Origin of the sequence: Acinetobacter seifertii (assembly GCF_016064815.1) — a bacterium.
In the GTDB taxonomy this organism is placed as follows: Bacteria; Pseudomonadota; Gammaproteobacteria; order Pseudomonadales; family Moraxellaceae; genus Acinetobacter; species Acinetobacter seifertii.
In genome coordinates, this window is sequence record NZ_CP065820.1 from 3,257,807 (window position 1) to 3,277,052 (window position 19,246).

Consider the following 19,246-nt stretch of genomic DNA (forward strand, 5'->3'; position numbering starts at 1 on the left):
AATTCACACTTATAGAACATCGAGAAGTTTTTCTCGATGTTCTTTTCGGCTGGTGAGTTAGCTTAAGTTATTTTGCCTTCACAAGTGTAAAGCGATTGAGTACAGCAATCATGATTAATAAAACAGCTACCCCAGATAGGACTGTGGTTAGACTGGTCCACTGACCAATTAAACCGATTAAAGCTGGACCACTTAATGACCCTGTGTATGCAATAGTTGAAACCATAGAAAGCGCTGCTGCTTTAGGCATATCATTCTGGCGGCCGACACGAGAAAACATAACTGGCACAATGTTAGAGCATCCTAAACCTAAAAGTGCATAACCCAATACTACAACTTGCCAAACAGGTGCCATCACAATAGTGACCATAGCAAGAGCAGCAACAATTGCACTATAGGTCACAATGGTTTTTTCACCCCATTGTTTTAACAAGAGATGTCCTGCAAAACGACCACTTGTCATACTAAGTGCAAAGAATGTGTAAGCCAGCCCCGCAAAGGCAGGATTCAGCTGATATTTACTAGTCAAATAAATACCACCCCAGTCCATTGCTGCACCTTCTGACAAGAAGGCAATAAAACACATCATCCCAATTAAGAGAATAGTACCATTCGGGCGCGAAGTTTTTTTAGGTGCGTCAGTTATTTCAGCTGCACCTTGTTCATCTTGCTCAAATGTTGTTAAAGCAGATGGAATAGCAACAAAGCTAACGACCAGTAAAATCATGACTACAGACAGCGTACTCATGAGTGGTGAAAGGCCAATTGCTAGTAGCGTGGTGACAAGCATGGCACCTATTAAACCACCAAGGCTGCACATACCGTGGAAACTAGACATGAGTGCACGTAAGCTGTGTTTTTCCACCACAACTGCCTGCAAATTGATAGCAACGCCAAGGCTGCCTGCCGCTGTACCAAAGATAAATAACGCCACAGCCATCGATACAAGGCTATGCCAGATCGTTAAACTTGGTAATAACACCATTAAGAGTATGGTCGCCACTGCAATTAATGGACGGCATCCCCAACGCTTAACTAAAGCCCCTGTCGCAGGCATAGCAATCATTGAACCGATTCCCATGCAAAGCAGCAATAAACCAAAATTTGCATGATTCAGGTTTAAACGTTGCTGTGCATAAGGAATGAGTGGTGCCCAAGCAGATATCGCAAAGCCCAAGCTAAAAAAGCTGAGACGAGTTGCTAATCGTTGTGTGCTTAAGAGAGAAGCTGTATCTAAAACAGCAGACTTGGAAAATAACATATACGCGAAGCTCACCATAAAACCATTGGCGATCCATACCAACCGATTCCCCATAGAAAAACCCTTGCCATATTAAGTTTCAGGCAAGGGTTTTTATTGGCGAAATTATATCCAATTCCATAAAAAAAACATGGGGTCTGACACAATTTTTCTGACTTTTTTGTAACTACCAAAGCCTTATATAGTAAGGCTTTGAATATATTCAATTTGACAATATTAACGTCTAGCAGTGACTTTGTTTTATTAAAACGAGTGAATAAAAAACCCAGCTTAAGCTGGGTTCTTCAAATCATTAAATTTGAGACTGAATATAATTTTGTAGGCCAATCAGTTCAATTAAACGCAACTGTTTTTCAAGCCAGTAAGTATGGTCTTCTTCGGTATCTGATAATTGTTGACGTAACATGTCACGACTAATGTAGTCGCCTTTTTCTTCACACAGTTTAATACCTGTCGCTAATTTTTCACGCACGTGATATTCAAGTGCTAAATCAGCTTTTAAGCAAGATACAACGTCTGTACCGACATTGATATCTTCACGGTGCATGTTTGGTTTGGCACCTAAAAACAATACACGACGAATAATTGCATCAGCATGAGAAGCTTCTTCTTGCATCTCATGATCGATACGCTCATAAATCTTGTTTAGACCCCAATCCTCATACATACGAGAATGGATCAGATATTGATCACGGGCAGCCAACTCTCCGCCAATGAGCATATTTAAATAGTCTATGACTTCTGGATTGCCACGCATAATAAATCTCCTATCGTATGAGTCTATTATGGGCAATCTTAAAAATGATTGCAAAATAAAAAATAGTTAAGTTTATGATTTTTATCAAATTAAAATGAGAAACATACGCATTTGCAGTTTAAGTTATTTAAATTTCCTCTGCAAAAAGAAACGCTTGTCCGAATTATAAGCTCAAACAAGCGTTCAAATATGGGATAAACCATCAATTTATAAATTTGTAACTAAAATCAATGGTTCTTATTTCGCTAAGTCTTTTAGCTCAAAGTCTGCCCATAACCCGCCATGAGTGATAAGAAATCTGTTTCATTCATGACAGGAATACCTAATTTCGCTGCTTTTTCTAGTTTTGAACCAGCCTTTTCACCAGCAACCACGCATTTAGTTTTACTCGATACACTACCACTTACACGCGCACCTAATGCTTGTAGCATTTGAGTCGCCTGATCACGTGTCATTTGCTCTAATGTACCTGTAAGGACCCAGCTTTCACCATTCAATGGTTGACGTGTTGGCGCTGTTGGCGCATCCCAATGAATACCCGCAGCAATTAAACGATCAAGTACTTCAATGTTATGCGGTGCCAAGAAGAAATCAGCGATCCATTCAGCAGTAATATCGCCTACATCAGGAGTTTTCTTCAAAGCTTCAACATCAGCAGCTTTAAGAGCCTCTAGCGTTTGGAAGGTATTGGCTAACATTCTAGCTGTTGTTTCACCGACCCCACGAATACCTAAGGCATAAATAAAACGCGCAAGCGTTGTTTTCTTACTGGCTTCAATGGCATCAATGAGGTTCTGTACCGACTTTTCACCCATTTTTTCAATGCCCAACAGCGTTTCTCTGTGTTCATGCAAATGGTAAATATCAGCAACATCTTTGAGTAAATCGAGGTGTAATAAAGACTCAACCCAACGATCACCCAAACCTTCAATATCCAGAGCTTTACGCGATACAAAGTGACGAATAGCCTCAATACGCTGTGCAGCACAATATAAACCACCAGAACAGCGTGCCAGAGCCTCACCTTCAGGCATAACCACTGGAGATGCACATACTGGACAGTTTTCAGGTAAATGAACAATCTCTGCTTCAGCAGGACGGAACTCTGGCCAAACTTTTTCTACTTTAGGAATAACGTCACCAGTACGGTAAACACTTACCGTATCTCCAACGCGTACATCTAGACGATGAATTTCACCAATATTATGCAAAGTCACATTAGAAACAGTCACACCACCCACAAAAACAGGGTTTAAGCGTGCTACAGGTGTTAAAGTCCCAGTACGGCCTACTTGCCAGTCAATCTGCTCAACAGTAGTCAGTGCCGCTTGTGCAGGGAATTTATAGGCGGTTGCCCAGCGTGGTTCACGGCTTAAGAAACCAAGTTGCTGTTGCTGTTTAAGGTCATCGACTTTAACTACCATGCCATCAATTTCAACTTGGAGGTTTGGACGCTCTTGCTGAATTTGTTCATAGCGCTGCTGTACTTCTTGAATTGAGTTACACAAGTATTGACGCTCAGCAATTTGGAATCCAAGCTCTGTTAGCCATTGCAAACTATCATGCATGGTCGTTAAGTTATGATTTGGCTCACACTGCGCAATACCATATGCGTAAAATGCTAAAGGTCGACTAGCAGCAATATTTGGATCTAGCTGTCTTAAACTTCCTGCTGCTGCATTTCGAGGGTTAGCAAAAGTTTTTTCACCTTTTGCCTCTTGGTCGGCATTGAGTTTTTCAAAACCAGACTTTGGCATAAGTACTTCGCCACGAACTTCGAGCAAGCGCGGAATGTCGTACTTTACAGAGTGCAGAACTTTAGGCAAGTTACGAATGGTTTTTACATTTTGCGTAATGTCTTCGCCCGTTTCACCATCGCCACGGGTTACACCACGAACTAGGACTCCATTTTCATACCATAGAGAAATCGCAAGACCATCAAGTTTTAACTCAACTTCGTATTGTACTTTTTGGTTGGGTAGTCGCTCTTCTACACGGCGTGCAAATGCAAATAAATCCTCTTGGTTAAATACGTTGCCCAGTGAAAGCATTGGCACCACATGCGTCACACTCTCAAATTTTGAAAGTGCTTGTCCACCTACTTTCGTTGTTGGTGAATCAGCTTGGATAAGTTCAGGATTTTGCTCTTCTAAAGCTTTTAGCTGATGAAATAAATGATCGTATTCACTGTCCGAGATTGTCGGCTGATCCATGACATAGTAGGCATGGTTATGCTTTGCAATCAGTTGAATAAGCTGACGCATCTGTTCGATCACGGAAGTTATTGCCATTATATTATTCACCATAAAAAAGGGTGGAAATTTCTCCACCCTGAGCTGCGACTAGATATGTTGCAATTATCGCAACCTATACAAAAAATTTAAACTAGGCTGTTGCCTGTGCAGGACGATAATCAATCACATGATGACGCCAGTGTTCTTTTAACTGCGGCGTAAACTCGAGGTTATTTTCATCATAAACCTTACCATCAATTTCACGAGCAATTAGGCCTGCAATACTGGTCATCATGTCAAAACCAGTAACTGCTTTACTGTTTGGAAGTGCAAGGAAAAATGCCAAGCCTTGAACTTGTTCAGCAGATAAAGTTTCCAAATCGAAACCAGCAGGACCGTTATCTGTCATCCGAAGTACAGAGAACATGAGTGCACTTGGTTCATCGGTATTTTCATAACGATGGAAACAAGACATTTCACCGTAACGTAGGCCATATTTTAAAAGTACTTTCAACGCTTTATCACCCGATAACGCACGGCGCGGATTCGGATAAACATTTAATGCAATAATTTGCTCTGCTACTGCTAATGCACTTTCATCGTCATAACGTTGTTGCTCATGTAAATGAACATCCAAAATATTACTTTCACCTTCAAATTCAGCAATTTCAGCAGTTTCAATATTTGGATTTAAACTTAATTCTGGTTCAGTTTTTGGCTGATCTTCTGCAACTTTTTGTTCAGATGAGCTTGTAGCTTCTGGTTCAGCAGAAACAGTATCAGTTAACTCAACTGAACTATTTTCACTTGCAGTTGGACTTACAGTAGTTTCTTCAGCTTTGACTTCTTCTACTGGCGTATTCACAACGGGTGCCGGTGTCTGGTCTATTTGAACTTGTTCTACTTCTTTTGTTTCCTTTTCTTCTGGTTGTACTCGCTCGCTTAAAGTTGGTTCCACTCGTTCAGCCACATTTGCTGATGCTGCGACCGCTTCAGGCTGTTCAAGTTGATCTCGTACATGACGAGGGATAACCGGTTGATTACTTTCAGGATTAATATGCAAATCACTGTCTAGCGAGGGTTCAGCGTGGTTCGGCTTTTTTAAAATCATTCTTAAGCCAACTAGCATGATAATAATGGCAACAACGATGCCAATAATCGTATTGATTTCCATTCTATGACTCCGAAACTAACCCGTATTCTTTTGCCTGTTCTAAATTGACAGTGACTAATTTTGATGTGCCCGGTTCAGGCATAGTAACACCCAACAAGTCAGTTGCCATGGTCATCGCCAGCTTATTATGTGTAATGTAAATGAATTGTACATGTTCAGAAAGCTCTTTTACCAAATTACAATATCGCTGTACATTCGCATCATCAAGTGGTGCATCCACTTCATCCAGTACACAAAATGGTGCCGGGTTTAACCTGAAAATAGCAAATACTAATGCTAACGCCGTTAAAGCTTTTTCTCCACCAGAAAGTAAGGCCAGAGAACTATTTTTCTTTCCTGGTGGTCTTGCCATGAGCTTAACCCCAGATTGCCAGTCATCTTCCAGACTCAGACTTGCCTCACCACCATTAAAAACCTTCGGAAACAGGTTTTGCAACTCATGATTAATCTGATCAAAAGTCGTCATAAAGAGTTTACGGGTTTCTTGGTCAATGCTTTTCATCGCATCTTTTAACTGAGTTACCGTATTTTCCAAGTCTTGAATTTGGTGACTCAACTCATCAAAACGCTGAGAAACTTCTTCAAACTCTTGTGAAGCTGCCAAATTAACTGCACCGATTTTTTCAAACTGCTTTTGTACCTTTTCCAGTTTTTGCTGGTGCTCGGTTAAATCTATTTTCAAGCCCGTTTGAAGTTCGGCATTTAACTCTTTTAACTGTTCTTGATAATGCTCGCGGTCTGATTTAGCTGCTTGCCATGCTAAACGTTTGGCTTCAAGCTGCTCTCTGAGTTTTTCATCTTGCTGTTGGTACTGATGGCGTTGGTCTGTGAGTGTTTGTTGCTTCTCTTGCACACTATTGAGTTCAAGCTGCCATTCATTCCAGTTTTTTTGCAACTTTTCAGTCTGAGCAAACTGTTGTTGAAATTCCGACTCAAGGTTTGGTAACTCTAATTGAATAGGGTCAACAAACTTTTTCGCCTGTTCGATTTGAGCTGCAATTTGTTGATATTGACTCTGCAAGAACGAAATATCTTTTTCAAGCAACTCGATTTGTTGAGTCGTCTGCGTGCTGTTACGACGTAAAATTTCGCGCTCTTGTTGTTGCTGTTGTAAGACTTGTTGCTGTTCTTCAAGCTGCTCTGTTAATTCTTCTACCTGAAATTGCAAAGTTTTATAGTCAGGTAAAATGGTTTCTAGCTTTATCGCAAGCGCATGCAAATCAATTTCAAGATCATCTTTTTGCATTGCATCTTCTTCAAGCTGCATGTCTAACTGAGCTAACTGATCTTTCAATTGCTGTTTTTGCAGTAAAAATGCTTGTGCTGCAGTTTGCTGTTTAGCAATTTGCACATCTAGCTGCTGCAAGTCTTTTTGTTTTTGTTTAATAACTTGTTGTTTCTGCTGTAAGTCTGCTTGTAGCTGTACGAGTTTTTCTTTTTCCTGAACAGTAACTTGATCTAATGCTTGTAGTTCGGGTTGCTGCTTTTGAAGAACTTGTTCAATTTCATCTAGACGAATACGATGACTGAGCATACCTTGTGCACTTTGACTTTCGTCATCATACATAAGAGCAATGACCCAATCTTGCCCGACATGATAGCCATCTAAAGTCAAAACAGACTGGCCGTGTTGCAGTTGCTTTTGCTCATTTAAAGCATCAGATAAATTTTGCGCAATCGCTACATTGGAAAATATTGAAAGCTGCGGTGACGCAATCCAGTCATTTAAACAGGCCAAATTTCCTTTAAATTTGGTTGTTTGTTCTGACGGTTTTAACTGGCGAGCAATTCCTTCCTGAAAGACTTGTTCGGTTTCAACAATTTGCGCCTGCAACCATTTTGCTAAAAACTTTTCAATAATTTGTGCATGTGGCTTGCCCTGCTCCGTTAACTCTAGAGCCTGCATTAAACGTAGCGTATCTTGGTTTCGCTTTGGACTTTGTTTAGCAACAAGCTGGCTTAAGTTTTTCTGCTCAGATAATAAAACCTGTATTTCTGTTTTCAGTGTTTGTTGCTGATTTTTAGTTGCCTGATGCGCTTGTTGAGACTGTTCAATCTGTTGCACATACTGCTCAATTTCAGCCTCTAACGTTGAGATTTCACGACCAAGCTGCTGCTGTAGTTGCTCAAGCTCGCCTTGTTCATCTTCGTGTACTTGCGATTGAATCTGGTTTGCCTGATGTTGCAGCGTTTCTTTTTGCTGTTCAATACGCTGAACATTTTTGCCTAGTTGCTCAATGTGAGCAGACATTTGCATTTTTTGCTGCTGTTGTTTTTCAACTTGAGCTTTTACTTGTTCAAACTGTTGCTGTGCTTGTTTTTGCTGTGCTTGTAAACCAGCAAAGTTTTGTTCTGCTTCGGCTGCGGTATGTTCAATCGTTGTTAAAGCTTCAGTTTGTTCTTCTAACTGATTATTCAGTGTTTCAAGCTGTAGCTCGGAAAGTTGTAAACGCTCTTTCGTCTGAGCTTTTTGCTGTTCTAATTGAACCAGTGTCGTACTATTTTGCTGAAATAAACTCTGTTTTTGTTCTAGAGTCATTTTAAGTTCAGACAGTTTCTTTTCAGCTTGCTGCCACTCTTGTTGTAGTGGGGAAGATTGCTGAATAAGTCGCTGAAATAAAGCACTGGTCGATTCTAAATCATGTTCAATTGTACTTAACTCAGAGCGAACTAACTTAAAAGTTTCGCCCAGTTCGTTCATTTGGACTGTATATTCTTCTTGTAGGCGTACACTTTTATCTGCCTGAAAAGACAAAATTTCAATTTTTAGGGTACGAATCTGACTTTCTAAGGTTTTATATTGAACCGCAGCTTCTGACTGGCGTTTTAGCGTTTTAAGCTGTGATTTTAACTCAAGCGCAATATCTTCTAAACGTGAAAGGTTTTGCTCAGTATGTTCAAGATGCTGCAGAGTTTCACGGCGACGCGCCTGATAACGAGAGACACCCGCTGCTTCTTCAATGAAAATACGCATTTCTTCAGGTTTGGCATCAACCAAACGGTTAATCATGCCCTGTTCAATCACAGCATAAGAACGTGGTCCTAAACCCGTTCCCAAGAAAATGTCGGTAATATCACGACGACGACAACGTGTACCATTTAAAAAATATTCCGACTTACCTTCACGGGTGACCTGACGACGAACAGCAAGCTCATTATAAGCGTTATAGGCTCCACCTAATTTGCCGTAGGTATTGTCAAAACGCAGTTCCACACTGGCTACACCCACTGGCTTACGCTTGGATGTTCCGGTAAAAATAACATCTTGCATGCTACCACCACGAAGTTGACGAGCGTTTGACTCACCCATCACCCAGCGGATTGCATCAATAACATTGGATTTGCCACAACCATTTGGACCAACCACTGCTGTGCGGTTCGCCTTAAAATTTAAAGTTGTACTATCTGCAAAAGATTTAAAGCCGGAAAGTTTTAAACTGCTTAAACGCATAATGCCCTAACTAGCGGCGTGAGCGTCTTGCCCAAGCCAATTCAATCTGTTTCATTCGTGTCAGCGATTCCAACACAAGGTTACGTAAGTGTCGACAAAAATCTTCCATAAATAAAGCGGCTTGTTGTGATTTTCGGATCAAAATTGCATCAGTCACGAGTTTAAATAATGCAAACGCTTCTTGCAGTTCCCTTTTAGAGGTATTTAAGGTCAAAAAATAACTGCGACGTAGTGAAGGTAGTAATTCTTTATAGAATTTCATTAGGTAAGGATTACCCACCATATCTTGCTGTTCAGCCAGATATTGGAAAATGGCATCGTAGAATTTTTCGATATCGCCTGCTTTTACATGCTCAAGTAATTGTTCTTGTAACAGCTGTAATTGATCAGCTTCGTGTGCACGCCATGTTTCACTGATGCGTTGCACAATGTGTCCTAGTAGCATTACATTTGTATCAAACAGTGCTTTCACTTGTTGTGCAGACATTTCCGAGACGATTGCACCCCGACGCGGAAAAATTTCAATTAAATGCGTACGTTCGAGTAATAATAATGCTTCACGAACTGACCCCCTGCTTACATCGAGCTCTTTCGCAATACGAAGCTCTTGTATGCGTTCACCTTCGACCAATTCGCCGCTAATAATCTGTTCGCTAATATATTTGACAATTTGCTCAGAAAGACTTTCTGTCTCTTCGAGATTCATAAATCACCCGCTACTTTTTATATGCATTAATCCATGCTTTTCTTTCGCATTCTTGTTTTTAACTGATCCCATCTATTAAAAACTATGTCATTGTCTGACAATTTTATTGCATTTTAAGCCAACCCACCCAAAATCCATACTTAAATCGGATAAAAAACCTATCTTTAGGCTTTTAAAAGCTTCAAATAAAAAAGCTTAAACTTTGTGAGTCTAAGCTTCCTTTTCTATATTTTTCTAAATAAAAGCGATTTTTAATTCATAATGCCTTTATAAATAAAGTAACTTCCAACCACCACGAGTAAACAAGCAAAGCATTTTTTTAGCATTTGTGGTGATAGAGCATGCGCAACCTTGGCACCAAGTTTGGCCGTCACAAAACTCATGACACTAATACCAATAAATGCATAGATGTGCACATAACCAATCGTGTTAGGTACAGAAATGTGCTCTTTAGCACCAAACCACATAAAGCCAATTGCACCCGCTACAGCAATAGGTAAACCACAAGCGGCAGAAGTCGCGACTGCTTTTTGCATGACTACGCCATGACGGTTTAAATACGGAACAGTTAAGCTACCGCCACCAATACCAAAAATTGCAGAGGCAATACCAATGCCACCACCTGCCATAAATTGCATAGGTGTTGAAGGAAGTTGGCGTGATGGGTCAACAACCACATTTGCGCCTTTAAACATACGATAGGCCATTACAACAGCAAAAACACCAATAAGAAGCTGTAAATGCTGACCAGACATGAGATCGGCAATACCCGCCCCCAAGAATGAACCAATCACTAGCCCAGGTGCCAAATTACGAAAAACAGGCCAGAGTACTGCACCTTTTTTATGATGGGCAGAAACTGAACTAAATGACGTCACAATAATGGTTGCAAGCGATGTTCCGACTGCAATATGCATGATTACCGCTGGGTCATAGTGCAACTGGGTAAAAACGACATAGAGGATTGGTACAATAATTAGTCCACCACCAACCCCAAACAATCCGGCAGTAAAACCAGCAATTGCGCCAATGAGTAAATATATGATTAACTCCATAAATGTTTTACCACTCTGCTCATATTCAACATGGATTTAGAGACTCGCCAACTACAACAACTTTTAAGCGCAAAAAACCAGCTTCCAGAAGTGGTTTTATTAAAAGCAACCACAACTTCGACCAATGATGATATTCGTGAAATTGCCCAAAAAGGCATTACAACAGGCTTGGTTTGCAGTGCTCAACAAACTCAAGGGCGAGGTCAACATCAACGGCAGTGGATTTCACCTGAAGGAAACATTTATTTAAGCACATTGGTGCAAACTCGAACACCCTTAGATGGTCGCTTAGCACTTGAAGTTGCTCTAAATATTTTGCAAATCCCGCAGTTACAAGCTTTAAGCTTACAAGTGAAATGGCCAAATGATTTGTATAGTGCGCATGGGAAATGGGGTGGAATTTTGGTCGAACCACTTTCCCAACATCAGGCTATTGTTGGCGTAGGGATTAATTTAAAAACACCACCAGTGACTGATAGTGACCAGCCAATCACCTCTTTAGAAGATTTAGGTCTAGAGCAAATGAGTCGGCTTGAGCTAATTTCAGAGCTTTATATTGCAATTCAAAATGCAGCTCGCTGGTTTGATCATGGTTGCTACAACTTGGCAGGACGTTTTAACCATCATGCAGCTTGGCTAAATCAGTTAGTTCAGTTTGAACATAGTCAAGGACTGATACATGGCCGTTTCGTCGGAATTTCTAATGAAGGTGCAGTCATTCTTGAAACTCCAGAACCACAGCAGTTTTATCAAGGTCGTTTAAGACCACAATCAACTCAGTAATCAGGTATTTTCCCCATGAAAAGTTTATGGCTTGATATCGGAAATACACGTTTAAAATACTGGATTACTGAAAATCAGCAAATTACTGAACATGCAGCTGAGCTACATTTGCAGTCTCCTGCCGATTTATTACTTGGATTAATCCAACACTTTAAGCATCAAGGTCTGCATCGCATTGGCATTTCTTCGGTACTTGACAGTGAAAACAACCAACGTATTCAGCAGATTTTAAAATGGCTTGAAATCCCTGTTGTTTTTGCCAAAGTCCATTCGGAATATGCAGGCCTACAATGTGGCTATGAAGTACCGAGTCAGCTCGGGATTGACCGCTGGTTACAAGTACTTGCTGTTGCTGAGGAACAAGAAAATTATTGTATTATTGGTTGCGGAACAGCGCTTACCATTGATTTAACGCAAGGCAAACAACATTTAGGGGGTTATATCCTCCCTAATTTATATTTGCAGCGCGATGCACTCATTCAAAATACCAAAGGCATTAAAATTCCAGACTCAGCTTTTGATAATTTAAACCCAGGCAATAACACCGTAGATGCAGTACACCACGGTATATTATTAGGCCTCATTAGTACCATCGAAAATATTATGCAGCAATCTCCTAAAAAGCTGCTGCTGACTGGTGGCGATGCCTCTCTTTTTGCTAAATTTCTACAGAAGTACCAACCTACTGTTGAAACAGATCTTTTACTTAAAGGGTTGCAACAATATATTGCTCATTACCCTAAAGACTAAAACACAGAACAAAATAAAAGGCGCTCTAGGCGCCTTTTATTTTATGAATTTATTTCTTTTGGTCGTTGTTACCAAACAGTGGGCCCATTCCACCACCGCCGCCGCCAAATTGCTTTTGCATATTGCCTAAAGAACGCATCATTTTGCTCATACCAGATGGATTCGCAAATTTCTTCATCATTTTAGCCATTTGCGCTTGTTGCTTAATGAGTTTATTCACTTCCGCAACATCCATACCACAACCTGCCGCAATACGCTTTTTACGACTTGGGTTCATCAGGTCAGGGTTACGGCGCTCTTTAACAGTCATTGATTGGATAATAGCTTCCATCTTTTTGACTTGTTTTTCAGGGTTCGCTTGCTCAATTGCTTGCTGAATTCCTGCACCGCTCATGCCAGGCAACTTGTCTAAGAAGCCCATCATGCCGCCCATTTTTTTCATTTGCTCAAATTGCATTAGCATATCTTCAAAGTTGAAGCTTCCGCCTTTTTGCAATTTTTTCGCCATCTTTTCGGCTTTTTCTTTGTCGATTTTACGTTCAACTTCTTCGACTAAAGAAAGTACGTCACCCATACCTAAAATACGTTGAGCAACACGGTCCGGATGGAATGGCTCTAAGGCATCAAGCTTTTCCCCCATACCCAAGAACTTGATTGGCTTACCAGTAATAGCACGTACAGAAAGTGCCGCACCACCACGCGCATCACCATCAGTTTTGGTAAGAATCACACCCGTAAGTGCCAAAGCATCGTTAAATGCTTTAGCAGTATTTGCAGCATCCTGACCTGTCATGGCATCAACCACGAACAGAGTTTCAGTCGGCTTAACTGCTGCATGTAATTCTTTAATTTCGTCCATCATGTCTTCATCGACATGTAAACGACCCGCTGTATCGACAATCAACACATCAGCAAACTGGATTTTTGCCTGTTCAATTGCACGGTTAACAATGTCAATTGGCTTTTCAGAAGGATCTGATGGAATAAAGCCTGCACCAACTTCTGCCGAGACAGTTTCTAACTGTTTGATTGCTGCTGGACGGTAAACGTCGGCAGAAACCGTCATTACTTTTTTCTTTTGACGTTCTTTTAAGAATCGTGCCAATTTGGCAGCAGTTGTCGTTTTACCTGCACCTTGTAAACCGGCAAGTAATACAACAACTGGAGGCTTAGCACTTAAATCTAGTGTTTCATTCGCCTCACCCATCATCTTGGTGAGTTCGTCATAAACAATTTTTACAAATGCCTGGCCTGGAGATAACTGAGTCATCACTTCTTGGCCCAATGCCTCTTCCTTAACTTTCGCGATAAATTCACGAGTTACAGGTAACGCGACATCGGCTTCAAGAAGAGCCATACGTACTTCACGTAAGGTATCTTTAATATTGTCTTCGGTCAGCTGCCCTGAGCCAGTAACATTTCTTAAACTCTGTGTGAGTCGTTCTGTTAAGGTATCAAACATTGCAAAATCCGCTTAAAATGGCTAGTTGCAAAAAAAATCTTTCTCGAAATAGAAAATTTATGCATAGAATGCTATAGGATACTTTAGTTCGCAGCGAATTTATATCTTATCTAGATGAATTAATCCTGAAAAAGGTTTGACATGATTAGCCTCCCCTTGGTTTACACAATTTTGGCACTCATCGCATATACCACTTCTTTCTGGTATCTGTTCATACGTTTAATGTCAAAACGTGAACCAAACCCATGGTTATTTGCTTTTGTTACAACCTTGGCACTGCTATTACACGGTACAGTTTTATGTAATGCCATGCTGACACCATTAGGAATTAACTATGATGTTTTTAATTTAGTATCCTTTACCTCATGGCTTATGTTGTTGTTAAGTTTAATTTTTAGTACTTTCCGTCCAATTGTACCTTTAAACTTACTCGGTATTCCTGTAGCAGCGATTGGACTTATTTTAGGTTTTGGCTTTAGTAAACCTGATCAATTTATTGAACAGCATTCGTTAGGCCTAGATACTCATATTATTCTTTCACTTTCCGCCTATGCAGTTTTACTGATGGCAACTATACACGCGATCTTAATATGGTTCCAAAATCGTGAACTCAAAAAGAAACAAAAAAAACGCTTTTGGGTCAATTTACTCCCGCCTATTCAGGCCATGGAATCTTTGTTATTTGACTTAATTATTACTGGTTTTATTTTACTCACAATCGCTCTCGCATTTGGCTTTTTAACTGTTGACAGTTTCTTTGCTCAGCACCTCGCTCATAAAACCGTATTTAGTATTATTTCATGGATTATTTATGGCTCATTACTGATTGGGCACTACAAACTTGGATGGCGAGGACAAAAAGCAATTCGCTTTACGCTAATTGGCTTTGCACTTTTAGCAATTGGTTTTATTGGCAGTAAATTTGTACTTGAAATGATATTAGGCCGATAAAACAACTAAAATTTCAGCACTACTAGACAGCGTTATACATATCCCGTATAACGCTGTTTTTGTTTTAATCAGGTGGCACAGACTGTGAAACTCATACTCGCTCCAATGGAAGGTTTAACTGACCCGATCATGCGGGATACCCTCACATCTGTTGGTGATTTCGACTGGTGTGTAACCGAGTTTATTCGAGTTACAGATAGTATTTTACCAGACCATATCTATTATAGTTTTTGCCCTGAGTTAAAAAACGACGGTAAAACAGCAGCAGGTACACCTGTTCATGTGCAATTCTTAGGAAACAATCCAGATATGCTGGCAGCAAATGCAGCAAAAGTTGTTGAATTAGGTGCTCCAGCGATCGACCTTAATTTTGGTTGTCCTGCCAAAACCGTAAATCGACATCGCGGTGGTTCTGTACTTCTTGATGAACCAGACGTGGTACATATGCTGATTAAAGCTGTCCGTGATGCAGTACCAGAGCATATTCCTGTTTCAGCAAAAATGCGTTTAGGTTATCTCGATGAAAATCACACCATGGAAAATGCGCACGCGGTTGAAGATGCCGGCGCAAGCTGGTTAACAGTACATGCGCGGACGAAAGCAGATGGTTATACACCACCAGCTTATTGGGAAAAAATTTTACCAATCAAAGAAGCTTTAAAAATTAATGTCATTGCTAACGGCGAAATCTGGAACAATGCAGATGCAAAGGCCTGCCAACAGCAATCTGGTTGTGAAGATTTAATGATTGGTCGCGGTGCTGTAACGACTCCTGATTTAACACAATGCATTCGTAAAAATATGGATGAGGCTTTATTTAGTTGGGAGCAACTGGTTGACTTACAAATCCGTTTTTTAAATGGTCAGGCAAAAACAGAAATTGGGATGGTTGGTCGTTATAAACAATGGTTAGGTATGATGACCAAAGCCTACCCTCAAGCCAAAGAACTGTGGGAGCAAGTTAAACGAATTAAAGCTTTAGATGAAATTGTTCATCAATTAGAACAAACCAGTTCATCTCATCGTTAAATACTTAAAATTTATAAAATAGGGTGGCTGTTGATATAGCCACCCTATTTTGGTATTTCAGGTTAAGTAATTATTTTTTAGAAACCGCTTACTTTCATTTTAAAGTCCGTCACTGAAGCGCCTGTAACTCCAAAACTCCCCATAGACCCGTTAGGTAAATTATTAAAAGTTGTTGTACTTTGTGTTGCTAAATTTCCTAAAGTGACATTGTTAAGCGATGCATCAAATTTACTAGATGCACCTGTATTACCAAAAGTTAATCCTGTTGGATCGACCCCAGCATAAAACCCATCAAGAAGAAAACCTGTAGCTGCATTTGTTCCTGCAAATTTAAATCCAAATGAAGCACCTGTAGTATCGGACACTAACGTAATTGGACAACCCGCAGCGGCAGAACAAATCGATTGAAGTGCTCCACCAAATTTAACCATAACAGACTGAGCAGCATGCCCCAACTGAATGTTTAAACGAGGTTTATTGGCTTGTACAAAGTTAATATCAAGATTACCTGTAGAGCGAACAAGCTCCTTTACTCCTGTATTTACCGTGGTTCCCGAACTAAAAATGGATTTTGGCACATAACTACTAACCGCATAATCAGCAGGGCTTGATACTGAAGTGTTAGGTGCCAAATAAACTGAAAACGGTGTAAGTCGAATCCCATTTACATCACTACCCATCGTGACAGCTAAATTTACAAAAGGCTTACCCGCACCTGCATCGGTATCAATAGCAATATTGAAAGAAGGATTGGTCGATACAGCTGCTTTAATAAACTCTATGCTTGGAACAGGATTCGTAGAGTTCCCTGCAATGACAAGACCAGCTTTACTATTGTAAGACGTAGAGGCGATGCCATTGGTATCAATCAAGGCAACCTGATTAAATTTAACTTTATCGGCCTGAATGCCTAGCGTTAAACCATTTTGACCTGTCGCCGCTGAAAGACTTTGGTCATCCAAAGGCTGCATCGCAAAAACACTTGAACTACTGGTAAGTAATAACCAGCACACTATATTTTTATTTTTCATGTCGCTCTAATCCTTAAGAGACAAACGCTTATTATTTGTTCAGATTATCAGAATAATAGATGGGTACAAAACAATTATCGATATAACCCGACGAATGCAAATCCAATCACATTCAAAATAAATTTTTATAAAAAGTGGCGATATCGCCACTTTGCTTTATTAGTTAAAAGCACCATTTCTCGGTACGATGCTAAAGTTACTATTTAAACGCCCACCCGTAATAGCAAGCTCACCTAAACGTGCGCCTGCACCTGTTGAAGGTGGATAGAAATTAATATCTTTAACACGTAAAGCACCGTCAATACTCTTATCAGGGTTAAAGTACACTGCGGTATTTACCCCCACTTTACCTAAACCAGTTGCTGTATCTTTGCCCACCACTAAAGCGGTATTAAACGCTAGCTTACCGGTAATATTATCAAAACCAATTGCCGAACCATCAATTGGGTCACTAATTTGAACTGTATTTCCAGTTGCTGTGGCTGGCATTGTGAAATCACCGAGTACAGTTAAAGCACTACCATCAGCGATTGAACTATTCGGCACAATCGATAAATTTAAATCACCACCTAAGCGTAGTTTTAAGCCAAATAAAACGTCATTATTTCTGGCAAAGTTATCAATGGGTGAGGTACAAGACCCTGTTGCCGGACAAGTTTTATATTTAGCTCCTGGTAAATAACCCGCTGCAATTTCAGTTGATAAAGCAATGAGCATCTCTCTTAAACTAATATTGAGACTGCCATTTTCTAAACCAATACTGCCATTACCTTTTAAGAACATATCGATATTACGTAAGCCCATGTAATAGTCGGTAGGGTTGCCTGCATTATTAGCATTTGGAGAACCATCAATTAATAAAATTGAAGTTGTTTTTGTACCGCCTGTATCTCGACCTGTTGTTCCAACACCAACACCAAATCCTAAACGCGAAGTTGTTCCGGAAGTACCTACAACATTTTGAATGGGTTTACCGTTAGCATCTTTTGTATAGTAAAAAGCGCTATTTGCAGGCGCATCTAAACCGTAAACTGCAGCATTAGCATTTAAATTATAAAAAGGTAAAGCCAAGCCCCATTGGTTAGTTAAACCGTTATCTGCAAATTGATTGGCAGCAGCAACATTTGCACTTGTGGTAAAACGTCCTCGTCTTGAAAATGCTTGAAACTCTGCTCCACGCATTGCAAGAATCAAACTAAATGGATTAGTCACCGTATCGCGGTGAATATTATGTTGATAATCGGCGGCGGTTGTTAAAGTACCCGCCCCTAAACGAATACTGTTTAAGGTCGCATTATTTGGCATTAATAATGTTTTTGTATCAGCAAGATTTAAATAAATATTTCCGCTATCAAAATAACCGCGCGTAGCTGAGTTAAGACCTGTTAAATTGCCGAACTCGAAACCGTAAGCATTTAAACCTGCCCCACCAATTTCTAAAGTCGTGGCTTTACCATCTGAACCCAGCATTGAATCATTATCTTTAGTGAATTCACCTTTCATACGGAAGGCAATTCCAGTATTACCCAAAATACTATTACTTGAACTCGTACCCGAAGCAGTATTTGCAGTACCTAAAGTTGTAGTGTCTGATGAACCATCCATACCACGGACTTGTAAATAACTATTTACCATACGTCCACTGGCACCTAGCCGAATTAAACCTTTTGAATTTTGCGGTGTATTGGTCGCATCTAGTCCATAAGGATTAGTTTTATCAACATTAGAGCTAAGCATTACTTCAATGTTAAGACCCGAATTAGTCGCTTTACCATTGCTATCTACATAAGTACCAGCTGTTAAGCCCGAAGCTGAGTCTGCTACCCGATTAAAGTCTACATAACCATAAGTCGTACTTGGTGTTTGCCCAACAGCAGCTACATTTGATCCAGTATTAGTTTGTAAAACAATGCCCCTAACGGGATCGATGAACATGACACCTTTACCAACAAAATTAAAGTTAAAATTCTTTAATATCAGTTGATTGAGCTGACTGCGTGCATCTAACTGGCCTAAATAAATATTTGCGTTGTTTATTCCTAATGTCATATTTGACTGGCTATTTGGACTAAATAGACCATCTTGAGTAGTCAGTGCTAAATTTAAAGGAGAAGTTGTTTGTATAGCCAACTGCCCTAGCGTAGGTGAGCATGTAGCAGAGCTATTACAAACTTTAACGCTATTTACTGTAATGAGGGATGGGCTACTTTGCATAGAAAAATCAATTCCAGCTTTACCTGTAGCTGTATTACTTCCCACATCTAAACGGTAGTTTGTTCCTAAGGTTTGAGTGGACGCATTACTTTTTTGTATTTTTACGCCACTTGCTTGCGCTCTTAAAACCTGATCAGCACTTGTTGGTGTGCCCGCATGGTCATCCCAATAAGCATTATCAATATTAATTTCATTAAAAGTCGTTTGAATCGAGATTCCATCTTGACCGTTTACCGCACTCAAATCAGCATCTGTTAAAGCTTCTAAAGCAAACACTTGCCCACTCACTAACAACATGCTGGTTGCTAATGTATTTAAAATAAACTTTGAGCTGTGACTTTCTTTATTTTTGTTCATCACTTCAGTTCCTTTGAAATCTACATTAAGC

14 protein-coding genes are annotated in these 19,246 nt (G+C 40.1%); 4 read left to right on the forward strand and 10 right to left on the reverse strand.

Going from position 1 to position 19,246, the window contains the following annotated elements; all coding sequences use genetic code 11:
• Positions 1-67 precede the first annotated feature (67 nt).
• The 7 genes from I8T81_RS15010 to I8T81_RS15040 form a co-directional block, all read right to left on the reverse strand.
• Complete coding sequence (locus tag I8T81_RS15010) at positions 68-1,261, reverse strand: MFS transporter (protein ID WP_191001725.1); 1,194 nt, start codon at positions 1,259-1,261, stop codon at positions 68-70.
• 292 nt (positions 1,262-1,553) lie between these two features.
• Complete coding sequence (gene ftn, locus I8T81_RS15015; protein ID WP_001214863.1) at positions 1,554-2,018, reverse strand: heteropolymeric bacterioferritin subunit Ftn; 465 nt, start codon at positions 2,016-2,018, stop codon at positions 1,554-1,556.
• Between the two features lie 254 nt (positions 2,019-2,272).
• Positions 2,273-4,309 (reverse strand): NAD-dependent DNA ligase LigA, encoded by a 2,037-nt coding sequence (ligA, locus tag I8T81_RS15020; RefSeq protein WP_198071567.1) that lies wholly within the window; start codon positions 4,307-4,309, stop codon positions 2,273-2,275.
• Between the two features lie 94 nt (positions 4,310-4,403).
• On the reverse strand, positions 4,404-5,426 hold the full coding sequence (locus I8T81_RS15025) for a cell division protein ZipA C-terminal FtsZ-binding domain-containing protein (protein ID WP_198071568.1): 1,023 nt from the start codon (positions 5,424-5,426) through the stop codon (positions 4,404-4,406).
• Position 5,427: 1 nt separating this feature from the next.
• Positions 5,428-8,877, reverse strand: coding sequence for a chromosome segregation protein SMC (gene smc / locus I8T81_RS15030; RefSeq protein WP_198071569.1), 3,450 nt, complete (start codon positions 8,875-8,877; stop codon positions 5,428-5,430).
• Positions 8,878-8,887: 10 nt separating this feature from the next.
• Positions 8,888-9,583, reverse strand: coding sequence for a GntR family transcriptional regulator (locus tag I8T81_RS15035; RefSeq protein WP_049066133.1), 696 nt, complete (start codon positions 9,581-9,583; stop codon positions 8,888-8,890).
• A 251-nt stretch (positions 9,584-9,834) separates the two neighbouring features.
• Positions 9,835-10,638 (reverse strand): sulfite exporter TauE/SafE family protein, encoded by an 804-nt coding sequence (locus tag I8T81_RS15040; RefSeq protein ID WP_068936127.1) that lies wholly within the window; start codon positions 10,636-10,638, stop codon positions 9,835-9,837.
• Between the two features lie 30 nt (positions 10,639-10,668).
• Between I8T81_RS15040 and I8T81_RS15045 the strand changes: the two genes are divergently transcribed.
• On the forward strand, positions 10,669-11,421 hold the full coding sequence (locus tag I8T81_RS15045; RefSeq protein ID WP_134262117.1) for a biotin--[acetyl-CoA-carboxylase] ligase: 753 nt from the start codon (positions 10,669-10,671) through the stop codon (positions 11,419-11,421).
• A 15-nt stretch (positions 11,422-11,436) separates the two neighbouring features.
• Positions 11,437-12,171 (forward strand): pantothenate kinase, encoded by a 735-nt coding sequence (locus tag I8T81_RS15050; RefSeq protein ID WP_198071570.1) that lies wholly within the window; start codon positions 11,437-11,439, stop codon positions 12,169-12,171.
• A 49-nt stretch (positions 12,172-12,220) separates the two neighbouring features.
• Here the strand turns inward: I8T81_RS15050 and ffh are convergent, their stop codons facing one another.
• On the reverse strand, positions 12,221-13,633 hold the full coding sequence (gene ffh / locus I8T81_RS15055) for a signal recognition particle protein (RefSeq protein WP_004703430.1): 1,413 nt from the start codon (positions 13,631-13,633) through the stop codon (positions 12,221-12,223).
• 141 nt (positions 13,634-13,774) lie between these two features.
• On the opposite strand from ffh, the gene I8T81_RS15060 reads away from it, so the two are divergent.
• On the forward strand, positions 13,775-14,584 hold the full coding sequence (locus tag I8T81_RS15060) for a cytochrome C assembly family protein (protein WP_004703432.1): 810 nt from the start codon (positions 13,775-13,777) through the stop codon (positions 14,582-14,584).
• Between the two features lie 84 nt (positions 14,585-14,668).
• A complete protein-coding gene (locus tag I8T81_RS15065; protein WP_198071571.1) occupies positions 14,669-15,613 on the forward strand; it encodes a tRNA-dihydrouridine synthase in 945 nt (314 codons plus the stop codon).
• A 77-nt stretch (positions 15,614-15,690) separates the two neighbouring features.
• Here the strand turns inward: I8T81_RS15065 and I8T81_RS15070 are convergent, their stop codons facing one another.
• A complete protein-coding gene (locus I8T81_RS15070) occupies positions 15,691-16,644 on the reverse strand; it encodes a DUF6160 family protein (RefSeq protein WP_191012688.1) in 954 nt (317 codons plus the stop codon).
• Positions 16,645-16,803: 159 nt separating this feature from the next.
• Entirely contained in the window at positions 16,804-19,215 is a 2,412-nt protein-coding gene (locus tag I8T81_RS15075; protein ID WP_191012687.1) for a DUF6160 family protein, read from the reverse strand.
• Positions 19,216-19,246: the final 31 nt, after the last annotated feature.

Bases quoted from the DNA above. Each gene is read 5' to 3' on its own strand.
- smc (WP_198071569.1), bottom strand. From the start codon at position 8,877: ATGCGTTTAAGCAGTTTAAAACTTTCCGGCTTTAAATCTTTTGCAGAT.
- I8T81_RS15060 (WP_004703432.1), top strand. From the start codon at position 13,775: ATGATTAGCCTCCCCTTGGTTTACACAATTTTGGCACTCATCGCATAT.
- I8T81_RS15035 (WP_049066133.1), bottom strand. From the start codon at position 9,583: ATGAATCTCGAAGAGACAGAAAGTCTTTCTGAGCAAATTGTCAAATAT.
- I8T81_RS15050 (WP_198071570.1), top strand. From the start codon at position 11,437: ATGAAAAGTTTATGGCTTGATATCGGAAATACACGTTTAAAATACTGG.
- I8T81_RS15045 (WP_134262117.1), top strand. From the start codon at position 10,669: ATGGATTTAGAGACTCGCCAACTACAACAACTTTTAAGCGCAAAAAAC.
- I8T81_RS15070 (WP_191012688.1), bottom strand. From the start codon at position 16,644: ATGAAAAATAAAAATATAGTGTGCTGGTTATTACTTACCAGTAGTTCA.
- I8T81_RS15040 (WP_068936127.1), bottom strand. From the start codon at position 10,638: ATGGAGTTAATCATATATTTACTCATTGGCGCAATTGCTGGTTTTACT.
- ftn (WP_001214863.1), bottom strand. From the start codon at position 2,018: ATGCGTGGCAATCCAGAAGTCATAGACTATTTAAATATGCTCATTGGC.
- I8T81_RS15010 (WP_191001725.1), bottom strand. From the start codon at position 1,261: ATGTTATTTTCCAAGTCTGCTGTTTTAGATACAGCTTCTCTCTTAAGC.
- ffh (WP_004703430.1), bottom strand. From the start codon at position 13,633: ATGTTTGATACCTTAACAGAACGACTCACACAGAGTTTAAGAAATGTT.
- I8T81_RS15075 (WP_191012687.1), bottom strand. From the start codon at position 19,215: ATGAACAAAAATAAAGAAAGTCACAGCTCAAAGTTTATTTTAAATACA.
- ligA (WP_198071567.1), bottom strand. From the start codon at position 4,309: ATGGCAATAACTTCCGTGATCGAACAGATGCGTCAGCTTATTCAACTG.
- I8T81_RS15025 (WP_198071568.1), bottom strand. From the start codon at position 5,426: ATGGAAATCAATACGATTATTGGCATCGTTGTTGCCATTATTATCATG.